14 protein-coding genes are annotated in these 17,654 nt (G+C 45.1%); 5 read left to right on the forward strand and 9 right to left on the reverse strand.

Annotation, left to right across the window (positions count from 1 at the left end):
* Window positions 1-166: 166 nt before the first annotated feature.
* Together OZ660_RS14850 and OZ660_RS14855 are read right to left on the reverse strand one after the other, a co-directional pair.
* Complete coding sequence (locus OZ660_RS14850; protein ID WP_274741439.1) at window positions 167-991, reverse strand: putative porin; 825 nt, start codon at window positions 989-991, stop codon at window positions 167-169.
* Window positions 992-1,147: 156 nt separating this feature from the next.
* Window positions 1,148-1,924, reverse strand: a complete 777-nt coding sequence (locus OZ660_RS14855) for a SapC family protein (protein ID WP_159626807.1) — start codon at window positions 1,922-1,924, stop codon at window positions 1,148-1,150.
* A gap of 455 nt (window positions 1,925-2,379) precedes the next feature.
* On the opposite strand from OZ660_RS14855, the gene OZ660_RS14860 reads away from it, so the two are divergent.
* Window positions 2,380-3,594: a dipeptidase gene (locus OZ660_RS14860; protein WP_202262254.1), complete on the forward strand. Its 1,215-nt coding sequence runs from the start codon at window positions 2,380-2,382 to the stop codon at window positions 3,592-3,594.
* A 36-nt stretch (window positions 3,595-3,630) separates the two neighbouring features.
* On the opposite strand, the gene OZ660_RS14865 is transcribed toward OZ660_RS14860, so the two are convergent.
* From OZ660_RS14865 to OZ660_RS14890, 6 genes are all read right to left on the reverse strand, one after another.
* Entirely contained in the window at window positions 3,631-6,786 is a 3,156-nt protein-coding gene (locus OZ660_RS14865) for an efflux RND transporter permease subunit (protein ID WP_274741440.1), read from the reverse strand.
* Window positions 6,779-8,299 carry an efflux RND transporter periplasmic adaptor subunit gene (locus OZ660_RS14870; RefSeq protein WP_274741441.1) on the reverse strand — a complete coding sequence of 507 codons (1,521 nt, stop codon included), beginning with the start codon at window positions 8,297-8,299 and terminating at the stop codon, window positions 6,779-6,781. The genes OZ660_RS14865 and OZ660_RS14870 overlap by 8 nt, the downstream gene beginning before the upstream one ends.
* Window positions 8,289-9,671: a TolC family protein gene (locus tag OZ660_RS14875; protein ID WP_274741442.1), complete on the reverse strand. Its 1,383-nt coding sequence runs from the start codon at window positions 9,669-9,671 to the stop codon at window positions 8,289-8,291. The genes OZ660_RS14870 and OZ660_RS14875 overlap by 11 nt, the downstream gene beginning before the upstream one ends.
* Window positions 9,672-9,875: 204 nt before the next feature.
* On the reverse strand, window positions 9,876-10,433 hold the full coding sequence (locus OZ660_RS14880) for a hypothetical protein (protein WP_274741443.1): 558 nt from the start codon (window positions 10,431-10,433) through the stop codon (window positions 9,876-9,878).
* A gap of 42 nt (window positions 10,434-10,475) precedes the next feature.
* Window positions 10,476-11,468: an alpha/beta hydrolase gene (locus OZ660_RS14885; RefSeq protein WP_446698987.1), complete on the reverse strand. Its 993-nt coding sequence runs from the start codon at window positions 11,466-11,468 to the stop codon at window positions 10,476-10,478.
* A gap of 146 nt (window positions 11,469-11,614) precedes the next feature.
* On the reverse strand, window positions 11,615-12,355 hold the full coding sequence (locus OZ660_RS14890) for a glutathione peroxidase (protein ID WP_274741444.1): 741 nt from the start codon (window positions 12,353-12,355) through the stop codon (window positions 11,615-11,617).
* Between the two features lie 218 nt (window positions 12,356-12,573).
* Here OZ660_RS14890 and OZ660_RS14895 point away from each other — a divergent pair, with 218 nt between their 5' ends.
* The 4 genes from OZ660_RS14895 to OZ660_RS14910 all read left to right on the forward strand — a co-directional run bounded on the left by OZ660_RS14895 (window position 12,574) and on the right by OZ660_RS14910 (window position 16,236).
* Window positions 12,574-13,269 carry an AAA family ATPase gene (locus tag OZ660_RS14895; RefSeq protein ID WP_159626792.1) on the forward strand — a complete coding sequence of 232 codons (696 nt, stop codon included), beginning with the start codon at window positions 12,574-12,576 and terminating at the stop codon, window positions 13,267-13,269.
* Window positions 13,229-13,558 (forward strand): ribbon-helix-helix protein, CopG family, encoded by a 330-nt coding sequence (locus OZ660_RS14900; RefSeq protein WP_274741445.1) that lies wholly within the window; start codon window positions 13,229-13,231, stop codon window positions 13,556-13,558. Before OZ660_RS14895 ends, OZ660_RS14900 begins: the two co-directional genes overlap by 41 nt.
* Before the next feature lie 222 nt (window positions 13,559-13,780).
* Window positions 13,781-15,913 carry a tetratricopeptide repeat-containing diguanylate cyclase gene (locus OZ660_RS14905; RefSeq protein ID WP_274741446.1) on the forward strand — a complete coding sequence of 711 codons (2,133 nt, stop codon included), beginning with the start codon at window positions 13,781-13,783 and terminating at the stop codon, window positions 15,911-15,913.
* Between the two features lie 5 nt (window positions 15,914-15,918).
* The gene (locus tag OZ660_RS14910) at window positions 15,919-16,236 is read left to right on the forward strand and encodes a GFA family protein (protein ID WP_159626786.1); all 318 of its coding nucleotides are present in this window, start codon (window positions 15,919-15,921) and stop codon (window positions 16,234-16,236) included.
* 37 nt (window positions 16,237-16,273) lie between these two features.
* Here the strand turns inward: OZ660_RS14910 and prsR are convergent, their stop codons facing one another.
* On the reverse strand, window positions 16,274-17,635 hold the full coding sequence (gene prsR, locus OZ660_RS14915; protein WP_159626784.1) for a PEP-CTERM-box response regulator transcription factor: 1,362 nt from the start codon (window positions 17,633-17,635) through the stop codon (window positions 16,274-16,276).
* Window positions 17,636-17,654 lie beyond the last annotated feature (19 nt).

Here is a 17,654-nt window from a genome sequence, read left to right on the forward strand (position 1 = left end):
AAGTCTATGATTAGGCGTGTAAAAAATTTAACGTGACGCTGACATTAATCGACGAACGGCGGTAAAAAACATATTCCAGAGCGGCGGTAGGATTGGAAAAGCGAAGAAAGCCGATGGAAATAACAAGAAAGCGCGCGCACGGCGCGCTTAAAAGAACCTGGAAGAATTAAAACCGGTACGTTGCTCGTAGGTTAGCGACATCTGCGTCAATATCACTGTCTAAATTTTTTGAGTAGCTAGCATGAACTGAAAGCTGTTCATTGAACCAATAATCAACGTCTACGCTTGCTCTCTTGCTATCGTCGAAACCACTAGGTGCGTCAGAGTAGCTGAATTCGCCACCAACGCTTAGTCTGGGACTAAAGAAATAGCGCGCATTGGCCGTTATCGCATCTACATCATCTGCAGCGTAAGTAGCAAGTAAATCCCATCCCGTACCTGATTTACCAACTGTAGTGTAACGTGTGAAGACAGCGGCAACTGTGTTGCTATAACTTTCATCAATGATGACATCGTCAATTTGTCCATCAGCATTGTAGCGCGCATAGTTCAGACCTGCGCCAATTTGCCACTCTCTTGTTACGTTATACCCCACCTGCACATTGATGTTGGTATTGTCGCTGTCTATAAAGTCGTTATCGGATCTTGAGTGCGAACCACCGATATCAAGCATCCATTCTTTGTTGAAATAATAGGTAGAACCAAGAAAGAAACTATCAATTCCATCGATGTTAGCGTAACTGCCAGATACACTTGAAACTCTCTGTAAGTAAGGGTTTATCAAATGCGCTCCCGAATTTCCTTGAAGAGAATCTAAGTATCGCGTGTACGACGCGCCATATAGGTTGTCGTCCACACCTTCAAAATCGGCTGCGAAAATTTGTACTTCATTTTGCGTAGCAGCGAAAGACGTTGAAGCACTGAAAATGGAGGCAGCAGCAATAGAAAGTGCAGTAAGCGCCGTCTTAAATGAGTTTGTTTTGATATCCATGTCTTGTCCTAAAAAGTAGTGTGTTGGAAACAGGAACAAAGATAAACAATTAAAACTTAACGAATTCTGAATGGAAAATGACGAAATCTGAACAGAAGTAGCAGATACAAAAAACCCGCTTTTACGCGGGTTTTTCTATTCAATTTTGCGAGCAATTTACGCGCTTGGCGCTTCTTCGCCAGTAGCTTGTTGAGCTTGTGCATTCACTGCAGAAAGCTGCATGCTGCGAATTGGGTTTTCTGTGTCATTTGACAACTCAACCAAACGGTTCAGTTGGCCAATTGACATCATTACCGCATAAAGTGCACCAAGGAAACCGGCTTTATGTAGCTCTAGTACTTGGTCGTCAGGCAGTTCAAGCAACTTCTTCTCGTTGATGCTCATCATGCCTGTTACATTGCGCTGCTTGCCGTCTTGGTAAGTTAGACGAATTTGAATTGGATCAAGTAGGTCCAGCTCAACCACTTTGTCAACAAAACGCTGAGTCAGCATTTCACTGTTTGCAAGGTCTGACAAGAATTTCTGACGATTTGCCAAGAATTCAGACGCTTCACCTTCGGCGGTAAATAGTGGCTGACCTTCATCAGACGCTAGCTCTGTGTTTTCATCGATGAATACACCAAGCTTGTCGCCGTCAGGGCGAACATCAAACGGATAGCGAAGGATGTTCATTGGTACGTGTGGACCTTTCCAGTTGTCACCTGTTAGGAACAAGTTTTGACCTTGCTCTAAACCAAGCATGGTCACAACGTGGTGACGCTTCGCTTTGGTGTCTTCAATAAACACCAATGGCATTGTAGATGCCAATTGAGCGAATTCACGAATTGATGCTGCCGCAAGGTGAGTACCCTTAGCGAAGCTGAAAGAAGACGTTACCGCAATTTTTAGGTCTTTATGCTTTTCTTTATCTAGCGGTACAAAATTCATAGCCATATTTATTTCTCATACTTGTTTGCTGTGGTCCCGGCTAATAATGAAAAGAGGGCGGGTACCACTTAAAATTACGTTGGCCCCACAGAGTCGAGTCTGTCATCGATTCATTCATATCGATATTGGGCGGAGCGCTCAGGAGTATTACGCATTAACGCAATGAAGTCACGCAGTCTTCACCATAACAAGTTTTAAATTTTTATTGCAATGTAAAATTTAGGTGAATGAGCACAAGTGCTGCAAAAATAGACAAACTTACCTAAAGGAGACCAAATTAACTTAAAAGGGACCAAACTTACTCGCGAGGGACACTGCACAGTGCGCTTACTCGCTACAGTGTCATAACCCGCGCCTCCCCATTGTGGCGTTTGTGATTATGATTTACTCTTTCGACTGTCCTTCACATGACACATGCGATGAAAATCTGCAAAGCAATCGATAAAACAAGGAATTTAATTATGAAGGGGCGCTTCCCACTTTCTACATGTGCTTTAGCCATCACGGTATTGTTCAGCACAGTCACGCTTTCTGAAGAAACCAAAACGTATTCAGCCTCACAACAAGCAAAAAACATTGCTAAGGAAACGATAATTGTTGATGGACATATCGATGTTCCCTATCGCGTCAAAGAGAAATGGGTTGATGTAACCAAAGCCACTGAGGGTGGTGACTTTGATTACCCTCGTGCAGTTGAAGGCGGACTAAATGCCCCCTTTATGAGCATATACGTACCGGCGAGCTTAGATAATTCACCTGAATCAACACAACTTGCCCATGAACTCATCGACTCTGTTGAAGCCATTGTTGCCCGCGCACCTGATAAATTCGCGATAGCGAAAAGCCCATCACAGGTGAAAATGCAATTTGAAAATGGGCTGATTTCTTTGCCTATGGGTATGGAAAATGGATCTCCTATTCAAGGCGACCTGGCAAACCTAAACGACTTTTATGAGCGTGGTATTCGTTATATTACCCTTGCCCATAGCCAAGCTAACCATATCTCCGACTCGTCGTATGATCTGCGCCGCAAGTGGAAAGGTTTAAGTCCCTTTGGTAAAACCCTCGTCACAGAGATGAATAACATTGGAATCATGTTGGATATCTCTCACGTTTCTGACGATGCTTTTTATCAAGTGATTGAGATAACGAAGACGCCCGTTATTGCCTCTCACTCATCATTGCGACGCTTTACACCAGGCTTTGAGCGCAACATGGATGATGAGATGATTAAAGCGCTTGGCAAAAACGGTGGTGTAATCATGATCAACTTTGGCTCGAGTTTTGTGACAAAAGCTGCCGGACAATGGCGCACTGGGCTAACGAATGCGCGCAAAGCGTTGATTGAAAAAGAGGGTGAAGACAGCCCTAAACTCGCGACTTTTGATGAAGACTACCGCAAGAAAGTGCCCTACCCGTATTCAACGCTAGATGAAGTACTCGACCACATTGATCATGTGGTGAAACTCGTAGGCGTTGACCATGTAGGTATAGGCTCTGACTACGATGGTGTGGGCGACTCACTGCCTATCGGTCTTAAGGATGTAGCAAGTTTTCCAAACCTTGTTCAAGGATTGCTTGATAGGGGTTACGAGCGCCAAGATATTGAAAAAATACTCAGCGGTAATCTATTGCGCGTGTGGCAGCAGGTAGAAGACTACGCTGCTGCTCACTAATTAAAATGCTGATATGACGTTACGCTCGTTGGCGTACTAATCTCGCTGGCGTACTAGTAAATAGTACGCCGCGGGCAAAACCAACAACGTTAATACTAACGCACTGAGCATCCCGCCTACCATGGGCGCTGCAATGCGTTGCATGACCTCACTTCCCGTACCCGTTGCGTATAGCACGGGTAACAAACCAATAATGATGGAAAACGATGTCATTAATACAGGGCGCAAACGCATGGTGGCAGCGTGAACAATAGCCGCTTGTATTCGCGAATTAACTGAAACACCCGCATCATCTTCATCAGCACGAGAGACTTCTGTTACGTGCTGATTAAGATAAACCAACATGATCACGCCTATTTCAACAGCAACCCCTGCCAACGCGATAAAACCAACTCCCACCGCCACAGACAAATTGAAATTTAAGCCATAAAGTAGCCAAATACTGCCTACCAACGCTAACGGTAGCGTCGCTAAAATCAACAATACGTCTTTTAGGCGATTAAACGCCATGTAAAGTAATAAACAAATAATCGCTAGTGTTATTGGGATTACGACAGAAAGCTTGGCTTTAGCTCGCGCTAAGTATTCAAACTGACCCGCCCACGACAGCGAATAACCTGCAGGTAGAACGAGGTTGTCGTTCAAATAGGCTTTTGCACGCTCAACATAGCCACCTAAATCACTGTCGTCTATGTCGATAAATATCCAACCATTTAATCGCGCATTTTCACTCTTTATTCCCGCAGGTCCTTTGGTGACTTCAATCGTTGCCACGCTTCCTAAAGTAGTATGAACACCGCTTGGTGTGACAAAAGGTAATGCCGCCAACGCTTCAGGGGTATCGCGATAGTGTTGAGGAAAACGCATGCTCACTGGATAGCGTTCGCGTCCTTCAACCGACTGTGTAATAGCACGTCCGCCAATAGTGTTACCAATAATATTGTGCACATCGTCGATACTCATCCCATACATTGCGGCCTTATCGCGATGCACTTGCACATCAATATAGCGCCCGCCCACGACGCGTTCTGCGTAAACCGAAGCGGTGTGCTCAACATTAGGTAATAGTTGCTCTATTTGTTGCCCTATTTCTTCGATTACATCCAGTTTAGGACCGGCCACCTTTATGCCAACTGGGGTTTTGATCCCTGTTGCCAACATATCAATTCGGGTTTTAATTGGCATAACCCATGCATTTGTTAGGCCCGGAAACTGTACAAGTGCATTGAGTTCATCCTTCAGCTTTTGTGTGGTCATACCGTCCCGCCATTGTGATTTTGGCTGAAGCTGAATGAACGTTTCAATCATAGTAAGTGGTGCTGGGTCTGTGGCCGTATCCGCTCGCCCTACTTTACCAAATACACTTTTAACCTCTGGCAAGGTAGCAATCAGCTTATCCGTTTGTTGAAGCAGCTCACGTGCTTTGCCGATGGATACACCAGGATAAGTCGTGGGCATATACATTAAGTCACCTTCGTCGAGTTCGGGCATAAATTCGCTGCCCAGATGACTTAATGGCCACAGGGATGAAAGTAAAACCAGCACCGCCCCCACGAGTGCACTGCGCGGGAAGCGCAAAACTAGGTTAAGCGCAGGCTTATACATCCCCACCAACAATCGATTAATAGGGTTTTGTTGCTCTGACTTAATAGTGCCTCGCACAAAATATCCAGCTAATACTGGCACGAGTGTGATTGCAAGTGCAGCCGCTGCTGCCATGGCATAGGTTTTAGTATATGCCAACGGTGAAAAGAGCCTCCCCTCCTGCGCCTCTAGTGCAAAAACGGGTACGAAGGAGACCGTGATAATCAGCAGTGAAAAGAATAACGCAGGCCCCACTTCTGACGTTGATTGTATGACGATTTTCCAGCGCTGTTGTGCAGAAAGCGGACCCGATTTTGTGTCTTCTTCATAAGACGCATATTGATGCAAGTGCTTATGTAAATTCTCGACAACAACTATCGCCCCATCAACCATGGCACCGATGGCAATAGCAATACCGCCAAGGGACATAATATTAGCGTTGAGCCCTTGTAATTTCATGATAATGAACGCACTAAGTATCCCAATAGGGAGACTTATCATCGCCACCAACGATGAGCGAACATGAAACAAAAAGACTAGGCACACTAACCCTACAACAATTAACTCTTCTATTAGTTTGTCAAAGAGTGTGTCTACCGCATTATCAATAAGCGTTGAGCGGTCGTAAACCGGCACAAGCGTTACGCCTTCAGGCAAACTCGCCGATAAACTTGCCAGTTTCGCTTTAACTGCGTCGATTGTGGCTTTTGCATTCTCTGAATAGCGCATCACAATGATGCCGCCGACGGTCTCTCCTTCACCATTGAGTTCTGCAATGCCACGACGCATCAAAGGCGCTTCAACCACATTAGCCACGTCGCCAATATTAATACTCACTCCATTTTCAAACACCCCTGTTGGAATGGCTTCTATATCACTTATTTGTCCGATATAGTTTTGCGCGGTGACCATGTACTCAGCCTCGGCCATTTCTATAACCGATGCTCCCGTTGCACGGTTTCCCCGTTTAAGAGCTTGCTCAATTGCTGAAGGCATAATATTAAAAGCGCGTAGTTTTTCAGGACTCACAATAACCTGATACTGCTTCACCATACCGCCAACCGTTGCCACTTCAGAGACCCCTTCTACCGACTGCAACTCATACTTCAAAAACCAATCTTGCAGCGAGCGAAGCTCCCCTAAATCAAGTGGAGTTTTGGCATTGGCTTCATTTTGAAGGGCGTAGATATAGACCCAACCCACCCCAGTAGCGTCAGGACCAAGTTGTGGAGTAACGCCTTCAGGCAAAGTCGGGGCGGCCTGACTAAGGTATTCGAGCACGCGACTTCTCGCCCAGTACATGTCGGTGTCATCATCAAAGATGACGTAAATATAAGCATCACCGAAGAACGAATAACCACGTACAGTAGTTGCCCCCGGTACAGACATTAATGCTGATGTTAAAGGGAACGTTACCTGATCTTCTACCACCTGAGGAGATTGCCCTGGATAACTGACTTTGACGATGACCTGAACGTCAGAAAGATCAGGTATTGCATCAACTGGCGTTTGCTTGACCGCCCATACGCCTGCAATACTCAACATTACTGCGCATAACAACACCATAACTCGGTTGGTGACTGACCATCTAATGACTGATTCAATCATGGTTCATTTCCGCATGGTGCTGATGAGTAGATGTATTGGCGTCTTCTAAAGGACGCATATCAATGACAACAAATTCCTCACCCGTTACAAAGGTAAAGGTGACTTTCATCCCCTCACTAAATGAGGTTGGGTCAATGTGCGGTGATAGCGCAAAGGACATAGTGGCAGGCCCTCTACCCCATTTTTCAATGGGTCCTCGTGCTATCGTCATAAACGATACTGACTCATCATTTACGACAATTTCTTTTATTTCTCCTGTTGTCGTCGCTTGATGCTCTGGCGCTTGCATACGCATAAAGTCACTGTCTTTTGATGATTCTGCATCAATCAAAAACTGTGCAGAAATCACTACATTATCTCCAGGCAATAACCCTTCCGTCACGGTGTAAAATTGCGAATCGTGCTGCCCTAGCTTAACGGCGATAGATTTGAATTGGCCGTTATCATCAGCAACAACAACTCTTGTATTGGCTGCGGTTCGAATTACTGCACTTTTAGGCACCAATAGTCCTACGTGTTCATCCTGAGGTTTCACCGACACGGTCGCGAACATATTTGGCTTCAACCTAGAATCTGGGTTTGATAGTGCGATGCGCACCTTCAATGTGCGGGTTACTGCTGACAGCGACGGGTAAATATAGTCTACTTCTCCGTAATAGGTTTGCCCCGGCAAATAATCTAAATTGACCTCCGCGCTATCGCCTATACCCACTAGGTTTGCATACATTTCAGGTATATCCGCCAGCACCCACACACTTTCCAGCTTTGCGATACTCATCATGGTGGTGCCTGGCTGAACAAAGAAACCTTCCCGAATAGCCAATGCCTCTACCACACCGCTTTGGGGTGCGTTAAAAGTAACCGATTGCGATATTTTTTGCGTCTTTTTAAGCTTTTCAATGAACGAGCGATTCAAGGCCAACGCGCTAAGGCGTTGTTCCGCGCCTTCAATTAACCTTCGATCGTTGCGTTTAAGCGCAAGAACATACTCCTCTTGTGCGTTCACAAGTTCAGGAGAATACAAGGTATATAACGGCTGACCTGCTTTTACGACATCGCCCTGTGACTTTATGTGTAGGGTGTCTATCCAGCCTTCAACTCGTGGGTGAATGTGTGTTATCTCATCTTCATCGTATACCACAGTCCCCACTGAAGTCACACTTGAATCGAGTTGCCCAACCTGTACTGGCGCAGTTTTCACCCCCATATTTTGCTGTACTTGAGGCGATATCATAACAACACCTGGCGAACGCTCAGTAGCGCTGTCAGTGTTAGCGTCTGCGTATACAGGGACCAGATCCATTCCCATCGGTGATTTGCCGGGCTTATCTCTGCGGTAACTGTCATCCATTGGCGCAACCCAATACAAAGGCGCATCACTATCGTTAGCCGCTTCGCCTTCACTACTATGTTCATCCATAGGTTTTAGAAAGGTAAACCAGATGCTACCGCTTAGAACTGCACCTATTAATATGCCTAAAAACAACGCGCGAACGGTTGATTTAGTATTCATGATTTAACTCCATAGCGTTGTGGTTTGAGGCTTCCAAAGACGGCGCGTATAAATAAATCAAAGACGCCAACGTTTTGGCCTCTTCAACATGAATGGCAAGTAATGAATCTTGAACTTGAATTTGGCGAAGGTGAGCTTGGACCACTTCGCTGAAGTTGGCGGTATCTGCGGTATAAGCAGAGAGCAAAGTCTGCGCAAGCCCTTCGACTTCATTCGTTAGCCCATTTTCATAAAGTGCTTTGCGCTTTGACAACGAAGCCAAGCGCACTTTAAGCATTTGCGCTTGTGACGCTAATTGATTCACTTTCAAACGAAAGTCAGTCTTTAGGGCATTGACTCTAGAGACAGCTGCGGCAACATCTGCGTCTTGTTTTGGTCTAGTAAAGAAAGGCAAATCTACCTGCACCCCAAGAGAAACGAAATCCGCGCGACTTGCGCCGTTTTGGGCATCTTGACGATAGCCATAACTCGCATCAACACTCCATTGTGGTTTTGTTTGTTCCCGCGCAATGTCAACTTGCTTGGCTTGCACATCACTTTGCAACTGCAACCCTCTTGCTTCGGGGTGGTGTTGCAGTAATGAAAAGGGTTCACTGTCACTGACAACACGATACAAGTCGCTCAAGTCAAGCGTATAGCCATACAACAATGCACCTAAAGCCAGATTATCCGGCGTCATGTCCGAGGATAAAGGTGCGCCGTAGAACTCCGATAACGCAGCACGCGCCTCTAGCAGTGCCTGATGCGCCTTAGTATATTTGTCTTCTAGCGTTAACTGTGCCAGTCGAACCTGCAAAATATCGCTTTGCTGCGATTTACCTAACCCTTGACTATAGCGAGACTCGGTAACGTCCATTAGTTGCTTGAGTAACTGCTCTTCTTGCTTAAGTAACGCGAGCCGTTCATTAGCGTAGTACCAATCCAACCATATCAGTGAAACCGCTTTTTTCAGTGATGCCAGTCGTGCGACACTCTGCGTGTCTACTTGCCGAGTCATTACCGCAAGTTTTTGGTAGTTGAGTGCATTAACATCGCCTCGAGGCAACTGCTGTTTTATACCCACTTTGAATTGTGTCATGGGCTCTTGGTCAAGCGAAAAACCGTCTGTAGGCAGGTTTTGTATAGAGGTTGAAAGCTGCGGATTAGCCCAATACGCCGATGCGTGTTGTTCACTTTTAAGGGCTTGTTGCCTGTAACTATTGCCTTTAAGGTTAGGATCTTCAGAAATAGCAAGCTGCTGTGCTTGCTCTAGCGACAAAGCCGCTGCCAACACGCCTTGAGACTGCGAAACGAAAGTCGCGGTCAGCACAGCGACAAGCACGCCCTTCAAGCGCAACACTTTGCTCAAATGCATTGAATTGGTATACATCATAATGTCATCACTATTGTTCAAAAAAGCCGTAGTGGTTAAAACGACTTGCGTTTTTTAAATGTGATTGTCAGAAGGTAAGTGGAAAGAGCATTCGGCTTCTCAAATGCTTCGTTAGCACTCTAAGAATTGCGCTTTATATTCTAACAACCCAATAAACATTGCTTTCATTCAAGGGCAGCCCCTTACAACAAAAACAAGGCAGATCTAGACTGTTAGACGTGATTTTGGTGGGCGGTATTGCTTAAAAGATATGCGAGAACAAAGACCTTTTAGCTGGTCTTGTGCGGTGGTACGCGCAATAGTAACACTCGGTTGAACAAGCGGATGGACTAGGGCTAGTCCTGTGGTGTTGAAACACTGTTCAGTGCTGCATTTGCAGTCATCACCACAGCATTCCATCGTGAGTGAAGGCTCTTGAATAGGCTCTTGTACAAGCTCTTGTGTAGATTCTTGCACAGGCTCGTGTATAGCCTCTTGCATACCTACTTGGTTTTGGTCAGATTGATGATGAGCACACTTTATTTTGGTCATCTCTGATAACGTATTTTTAGCGATGTTAACAACTGGTGCTTGTCCGCTGCCTGATTGCATTTGAGAATGACTGTGAACAAAAGACATGGCATTTACTTGCGACATACCTTGCAACACCAGCGCCAAAAGCATAGCTAATATCAACGCGAGTTTATGCGACCCGCGTCTTCTTAGCAGGTTACCGTGACTTGCGTTGTCACCACTTCGGCCATGACTCATATTCATACTCATGCTAATAGCATAGCGCTAAGCAAGCACACAGTAAATACATCTCTACTTCGTGAACTGCTTTATATACTGTCGCAACATCAATTCCATGGTGGAAAACAGCGGGTTTGCTTGAGGTACTGCACACGCTTCTTGCTGGTTGACCATCGTTTTATTGAATTGCATTTGACGCAATAACTTGTCATTTACCACAACATCTGCATGACACAGCGCATAGGACTCATCAATGACAAAGAATGAATTCGGCCCTTTGCTCAGCTCCATCAAACTTTCAACCCCACGAATTGGCGTGGTCGCATCTGCTTGTGAATGCGCTGCAAATAGCGGTACTTCTACTTGCTGCCCGTCGTCTAATTTGTCTCTAATTGTATTGATAAGGTCCATTAACTCAAGACCTGCAAAGCCCGCTACATTAGGATACTTATACGGGTTTGGGCCATGTGTTTCGTAATCGCCATCAATAATTTTGGCTAATAATTTAATGCCCCAAATGCGCGACATACCTTCAGCGTTGTCAGACAATGCCAACGCGCCTGAAAATAGCATTAAGCCATCAATATTTTGACCATTATCTAAGTAGTGCTCTACCGCCAACGCGCCTCCCGTAGAAAATCCACCTACCAGCAAGGTATCTCCCATGCTGTCAGCTAAACTTATCACGTCGTCGACATGGGACTGCCAACGCTCGGCTAAATCCCAATCTGACATATCATCATTGGCATCGCGTTTTCCATGCCCCGGCAACAATGGCACAACAACACTAAAACCTTCGCTAAATAAAATCTCAGCTATCTCGCGCATAAAAAACGGAGAATCACTTAAGCCGTGCACAAGTACAGCAACTTTGTTGCTTGTAGGGTTATTTAAAATAAACGGTGCGTTGCCTTCATTGCGTAACACGTTGCTACATACACTAAATCTATTCAGTGCAGTTTCTCGGCATGGCTGGGTGCTGCCCCACTCGGTTTCATAAAGCGCCTTAAAACTCGCATTGGTTTGCGAACTTGCTGACGTTTGCGCAAACACTGAACTAGCAATAAAAACAGAGGCCAAACCCAATAACCATTGTGCAGCAAAATTACGTGTCACTAACTATTCTCCGAACGGAAATAAAAAACGGGAGCATAATAGCATGCTCCCGCAAATTTTCGAGCTAAGGTGTTGCTAAGAAGATAGGCAACAGCCTAGGCAAAATAGGCTTCTAAGTCGTCAGAGCCACCAACATGCTTACCACCAATAAAGACTTGCGGCACCGTTTCACGACCACTAATTGCTGTTAAGCTTGTTAGTGTGGCATCTTTACCCAGCACGATTTCTTCATACTCATACCCTTTTTCATCTAAAAGCGTTTTCGCTTTAGCACAGAAAGGGCATCCAGGTTTGGTGATAATAGAAACAGGTGCTTTAGACTCTTCTTCAGGCGCAATATAGGCAAGCATGGTGTCTGCATCAGACACCTCAAAAGGGTCACCTGGCACATCTGGCTCGATAAACATTTTTTCAACCACGCCATCTCTAACAAGCATAGAATAACGCCAGCTGCGCTTGCCAAAACCAAGTTCAGCCTTATCAACCAACATACCCATACCGTCAGTAAATTCACCGTTACCATCAGGTATAACAGTGATGTTGTTGGCTTCCTGATCAGCAGCCCATGCATTCATTACAAAGGTATCGTTTACCGATACACACACAATTTCGTCGATACCGTGCTTCGCGAATTTTTTCGCTAAGGCGTTATAACGAGGTAAATGAGTAGATGAGCACGTGGGTGTAAATGCACCTGGCAGCGAGAAAACAACTACATTTCTGCCTGAGAATATTTCATCTGTCGTTTTGGTAACCCAGCTTTCGCCGTCACGGCATGGAAACGAAACACTTGGGACTTTCTGACCTTCTTTAGAAGTAAAACGCGCTTCTGACATAACAACCTCTTGTTCGGTTAGGGTGATAATTTCAAAGACTAGATTGTCCCTATACACAAATCAATAGGTATTGGCTTACATTCGTTAATATTGATTTTGATGCTGTACTCTCAAGCGCCACTGTCTATGATTTTTAATTAATAAGACTACGCCTCGATCTGTTTCGCTTGATCGTGTCGGTAGTATCAGTATAGATAGTAACGTTGAGGGTTTACGCCATGATTATTTTGGTTGGTGGTGAGAAAGGTGGAAGTGGTAAAAGCTGCCTTGCACAAAATATTGCCGTGTATTTACGCACAGAAAAAGGTGCGAAGGTGCTAATGGTTGATTGTGATCCTCAGCGAACGACATCTGATTGGATCCAAGAGCGTAAAGCAGACCCGCGTCTAGCAGAAATAAATTGCGTGCAGCTTTACGGTAAAATCCGAAATGAGCTGCTCAGCCTTCGCCAATATTATGATTACGTGGTAATTGATTGCGGTGGGCAAGACAACCTTGCATTGCGATCTTCAATGGCGGTTGCCGACCACATACTTATTCCACTACGTCCTAAGCGTCGTGATCTCAAAACAGTGCCTCACATGGAAGATATCCTATCTACTTGTAAGATGGTTAACCCCAAAATGAACGCCGCATTTGTTATTACCCAATGCCCTTCGCTACCCAGTTTAGCCAATCGCATTTTAGAAGCAAAAGAAGTGTGTCGCTCGTTTGGTATTCCTGTACTTAACGCTGTGACATTCAGCCGAAATATGTACGATGACTCTGAAGAGTCGGGTAAATCTGTGATTGAAAGTGAACCGGAAGGTAAAGCGGCTGCTGAAATAAGAACGTTATTTGAAGAGCTGCTGGCGGGTAAAGAGGAGGACGCGTATGAGTTTGCTCAACCTCAAAAAGTCGAAGCCTTTAGTTAAACCAGCGCTTCGTAGCGTAGATGCCTTTATAGACGACGCCATCCTTTATGCGCAGGGTAAGCACGACAGTATCAGTACAGTTCCTAATAACGCTAATAGTCAAATAAGCGAGCTAGATAACCGTGTGGTACCGCTTCGTAAGCCAAAGCAGGCCAAAGGCATGCGCCATGCTACGTTTACTTTAACGCCGGAGTGCATCGATAAACTAACCGTTCTATCTGATGAGACAGGCTCCTCTCGCTCTGCACTTATCAGACAGTGGATCCAAGAAAGCTATAAACGCCGTTGAGGTTTCATTGTCCTCCTTTATAGCGCTATGGTGAGGGCTAGCGCCCTCACCTATCATTCAAGAGCGTCTAAACCGCTAGACTAAAGTATAAAATAATATACCTGCAATCCTCCTAATTCTCTTCACAATTAAACGATAATCGTTATCATGCGAGTAACCTTTGATAACATTGCGACAGTGCGGTCTTAGTGACATAAGACGCCATTAAGGAGATGGGAACTGATGGGCAGTAAAGGAATAAGTGCTGGTTTTGCACTTATAGGGCTCTTAGTTGCTTCGTTATCGCTAATTCCTTCCCAAGCGCTAGCGCTTGAGGGCGCGCCTCCTCAAACTGCAGTGATTGAAAACCTTATTGCTGCTAAGCGATATGATGACGCGGATAGCAAAGCGTTACTTATACTCGAGCAAGCTCTGCAACAAAATAGCCTTCCAACGCAAAATATTCTCGACCTCGGTAAGGTTATGCAAAAGGCTTCTCGCTTTGAAGTTTCAAAGGCCATATTCAACGCAGCGTTAGCGCAATACACCCTACAAGGTGAATTGGCCAATATGGCAATAAGCCTCTTATACCTTGCCACTGCTGAAAGACAGCTTTCAAACTATACATCTGCAACATCTTATATTCGCCGCGCTATGTCTATCGCACAAATAGAGCGTAATAGCGCGCTTAAAGCACAGCTCAACTTAGAGCTCGGCATAATCCAACAAGAACAAGGCGAAGTAGAAGCCGCACTTGAGCCATTAAAAGAAGCGCTTCAATATTTTCGTGAAGCCAATGACACAACGCAAACGAGTGTGTGTTTGTTGCGGATAGGTGATATTTACAGCTTGCTAAACCAAGCTTCCATGGCGCAAACCTACTATCAAGATGCATATGATACTGCCAACCAAGGGTTGCAAGATAAACGTATTCTTGGCATTACCAAGACAAGAATTGGCGCTCTTCAACTAAAAAGCGGCCTTAGCAACGACGCCGTTAACTCGATTGCGAGTGGTTTAGACTTACTTTTAGCCGTTAATGATGTTGGCGCTATAGCGGAAGCGAAAATTGTTATGGGGCAAGCGCTTGTTGAAGTCGGTAATATCGCCAAAGGTCGAGGACTACTTCAAGAGGCCATGAGTTTCGCTGACTCTTCAGGACAAGCAAAATTAGTCAAAGAAGGCCGACTAGCCTTAGCTCAAGCTTATTTAAAAGAACAAAATTTCGAAAACGCCCTTATTCATGCCCGAACAGGCACGGTGACCGCTAGAAAGAGCAAAGATCTTAGGGGGCAACTCAGCTTTTTGTCCTTGCAACTAAGTGCCTATGTATCAATGGGTGAGTTCAAGAAAGCCCTTGATATTCAGTCAGTTATTCAGCAGTTGCGCGAAGCCCTTTTAGACTCACAGAACAAAACAGCCATAGAAGGCCTACAAGCTGAGATAGAACTCGTAAGGCAATCAAGAACGCTTGAGAAACTTACCGAGTCTAAACAGTTAGCACTGGCTCAAGCTGAACGAGAAAATTTGAGAACAACGCTGATATGGAGCATTTCGTTAGCAGGGTTGTTGATGATGTTTCTAGTATGGAGTCGCTTCAAGCAGCGCCAACAAACCATTTTCTTAAGACGTGAAGTCCGTCAGCAAACATTAACACTACAAGAAAAAAATGACGAGCTAGAACGAGCCTACAAAACACTTGAAGAGGTGAGCCTTCGAGACCCATTAACGGGGCTTTATAATCGTCACTATTTAGAGTCTCAGTTACCAGGAGAAATAAGGCGCAGCCAATTCTCAGCAAACCAACTCACTGAATCAGAGTCTAAAAAGCAAGATCTATTGTGCTTACTGATCGACATTGATCACTTCAAGCGGATCAACGATGACTATGGTCATATTGCCGGCGATAAGGTACTGGCAGCGTTTGCTCGTACACTGAAAGAAGTATTTCGCCAAACAGACCTAATAATTCGTTGGGGCGGTGAAGAGTTCCTTGTGGTCTGTCGCCATTCTAATCGCGAAGAATTGCCCATTCTCGCCGAGCGCTGCCGTGAAATGGTAGCGAATACCCCGTTTGATATTGATGGGCCCTCGCCTATTAATATTACATGCAGCATTGGCTTCTCTATTCTTCCTCCAGAGAAAATGGATAGTTTCGATGCCGCCTGGGAACGCACTTTTGCGGTTATTGATTACGCACTCTATGCCACCAAACTGTCAGGTAGAGATGGTTGGGTTGGCGTTATAGAAACGTATGAAGAACCGCGAGAAAACCCGACACCACTTGATCATAAATTCAATTTTTCGAGCTCAAGAATTGCCACATCGTTTAACAACGTCGCTAGCATCACTTGGCCAGAACACATTGAGGAGTAGTAAAAATGTATAAAGGTAGTTGTCATTGCCAAGCAGTTCAGTTTGAAATTGACCATCTTGACGAACACGATGCAGATAAAGAAAGCATCGCGAACTCCGATTGCCAAGCGTTGCAGCTCGAAGTAAGTAAAGATAAGCTTGTGGTAGACTGTGCTCCCTCAGCACTAGCCAAGCTGCATGTCGCTAGTGGTGAAACTCATCACGTATGCAATGTGTGCGGGCAACTGATGTTTGTTGAAGATAAAAAGGCGAATATCAGTGTGGAAGTCGCCTTTAACGGACACGATGTGTTGCAAGCGCCCCACCGTCAGTTTGTTATTTAGCGCCAACGGGTGACGCTAAATAACAAAAGGTGTTGCTTTAATCACTGCTTTTAATATCTTCCATGTGATATTTGTCAATCAGTGAATACAAAGTAGGTCTTGTTACACCCAGTAACTCTGCAGTTTTAGACATGTTTTGCTCGGCCTTTTGATATGCTCTGCGAATCGCTCGACTTTCTGCAATTTCACGCACTTCGCGCAAATTGAGCGTCTCAGGGTCATCTTGTGCATCGACGGGCATAAGACCCAAGTCATCAGGTTGGATCACACTGCCCTCAGCCATAATTACCGCAGACTTAAGCTTATTTTGCATTTCGCGAATGTTACCTGGCCACTTGTGCGCGAGCATTGCGTTCACCGCTGACTCAGAAAAGCTTTTAGCTTTTGCCTTAAACTCTTCGCGATAGATATTTAGGAACGTGCGTGCAAGTAAGATGATATCTTGGTCTCGCTCACGTAACGGTGGGATCATAATCGGCATTTCACCCACGCGGTAATACAAATCTTCCCTGAATGTTTCTTCTGCGACCATAGCTTGTAAATCGCGGTGGGTCGCACATATTACACGAATATCTACAGGAATTTCGTTTCTTCCACCAACGCGTTCGATAACGCGCTCTTGAAGGAATCGCAACATTTTCGCTTGAAGCCCAATGGGCATATCACCAATTTCATCAAGAAAAAGAGTACCGCCCTGCGCAGTTTCAATTTTACCCAATGTTGTTTTGTTTGCGCCGGTAAACGCGCCCTTCTCGTAACCAAAAAGCTCACTCTCTAGCAAGTTTTCAGGTATCGAGGCACAGTTAATCGCCACAAAAGGTTTGTCTTTTCTCGGGCTATGCTCGTGAATACTGCGTGCAAACACTTCTTTACCTGTACCACTTTCACCTTGTAATAACGTACTGATATCGGTGTTAGCAATTTTCTCAGCGCGACGTACAACTTTTTGTATTGCCTCGCTATTTCCCACAATGCGCGACATACCCGTACGGGTACGAGCAAGAATATTATTTTCATGTTCAAGCTTCGCAAGATTCAATGCGCGATTTACGAGCAGCTTTATGGTGTCAGAATCGATAGGTTTTTGATAGAAATCGTAGGCACCAAAATCAATTGCTTTTAACGCGTTTTGTTTATCGTTATTTCCGGTCACCACAATGACTTTTGTACGAGGTGCTAGCGATATAATATCTTGCAGTATTCGCAATCCCTCAGACGCATTAGCAGGGTCAGGAGGTAAACCTAAGTCCAGGGTAACAACCTTAGGTTCAAATCGACGCAACTGCGCTATAGCAGAAGTATGATCATCAGCAAAAACTACGTTGTAATCGGTCAGGCTCCACTTTAGTTGCTTCTGAATACCTAAATCATCGTCAACTACCAAAACGGTATCAGTCATCTTCTTATTGTCCTATTAA

This window comes from Alteromonas sp. 009811495 (assembly GCF_028865455.1).
Taxonomy (GTDB): Bacteria; Pseudomonadota; Gammaproteobacteria; order Enterobacterales; family Alteromonadaceae; genus Alteromonas.

Bases quoted from the DNA above. Each gene is read 5' to 3' on its own strand.
- OZ660_RS14850 (WP_274741439.1), bottom strand. From the start codon at position 991: ATGGATATCAAAACAAACTCATTTAAGACGGCGCTTACTGCACTTTCT.
- OZ660_RS14855 (WP_159626807.1), bottom strand. From the start codon at position 1,924: ATGGCTATGAATTTTGTACCGCTAGATAAAGAAAAGCATAAAGACCTA.
- OZ660_RS14860 (WP_202262254.1), top strand. From the start codon at position 2,380: ATGAAGGGGCGCTTCCCACTTTCTACATGTGCTTTAGCCATCACGGTA.
- OZ660_RS14865 (WP_274741440.1), bottom strand. From the start codon at position 6,786: ATGATTGAATCAGTCATTAGATGGTCAGTCACCAACCGAGTTATGGTG.
- OZ660_RS14870 (WP_274741441.1), bottom strand. From the start codon at position 8,299: ATGAATACTAAATCAACCGTTCGCGCGTTGTTTTTAGGCATATTAATA.
- OZ660_RS14875 (WP_274741442.1), bottom strand. From the start codon at position 9,671: ATGATGTATACCAATTCAATGCATTTGAGCAAAGTGTTGCGCTTGAAG.
- OZ660_RS14880 (WP_274741443.1), bottom strand. From the start codon at position 10,433: ATGAGTATGAATATGAGTCATGGCCGAAGTGGTGACAACGCAAGTCAC.
- OZ660_RS14890 (WP_274741444.1), bottom strand. From the start codon at position 12,355: ATGTCAGAAGCGCGTTTTACTTCTAAAGAAGGTCAGAAAGTCCCAAGT.
- OZ660_RS14895 (WP_159626792.1), top strand. From the start codon at position 12,574: ATGATTATTTTGGTTGGTGGTGAGAAAGGTGGAAGTGGTAAAAGCTGC.
- OZ660_RS14900 (WP_274741445.1), top strand. From the start codon at position 13,229: ATGAGTTTGCTCAACCTCAAAAAGTCGAAGCCTTTAGTTAAACCAGCG.
- OZ660_RS14905 (WP_274741446.1), top strand. From the start codon at position 13,781: ATGGGCAGTAAAGGAATAAGTGCTGGTTTTGCACTTATAGGGCTCTTA.
- OZ660_RS14910 (WP_159626786.1), top strand. From the start codon at position 15,919: ATGTATAAAGGTAGTTGTCATTGCCAAGCAGTTCAGTTTGAAATTGAC.
- prsR (WP_159626784.1), bottom strand. From the start codon at position 17,635: ATGACTGATACCGTTTTGGTAGTTGACGATGATTTAGGTATTCAGAAG.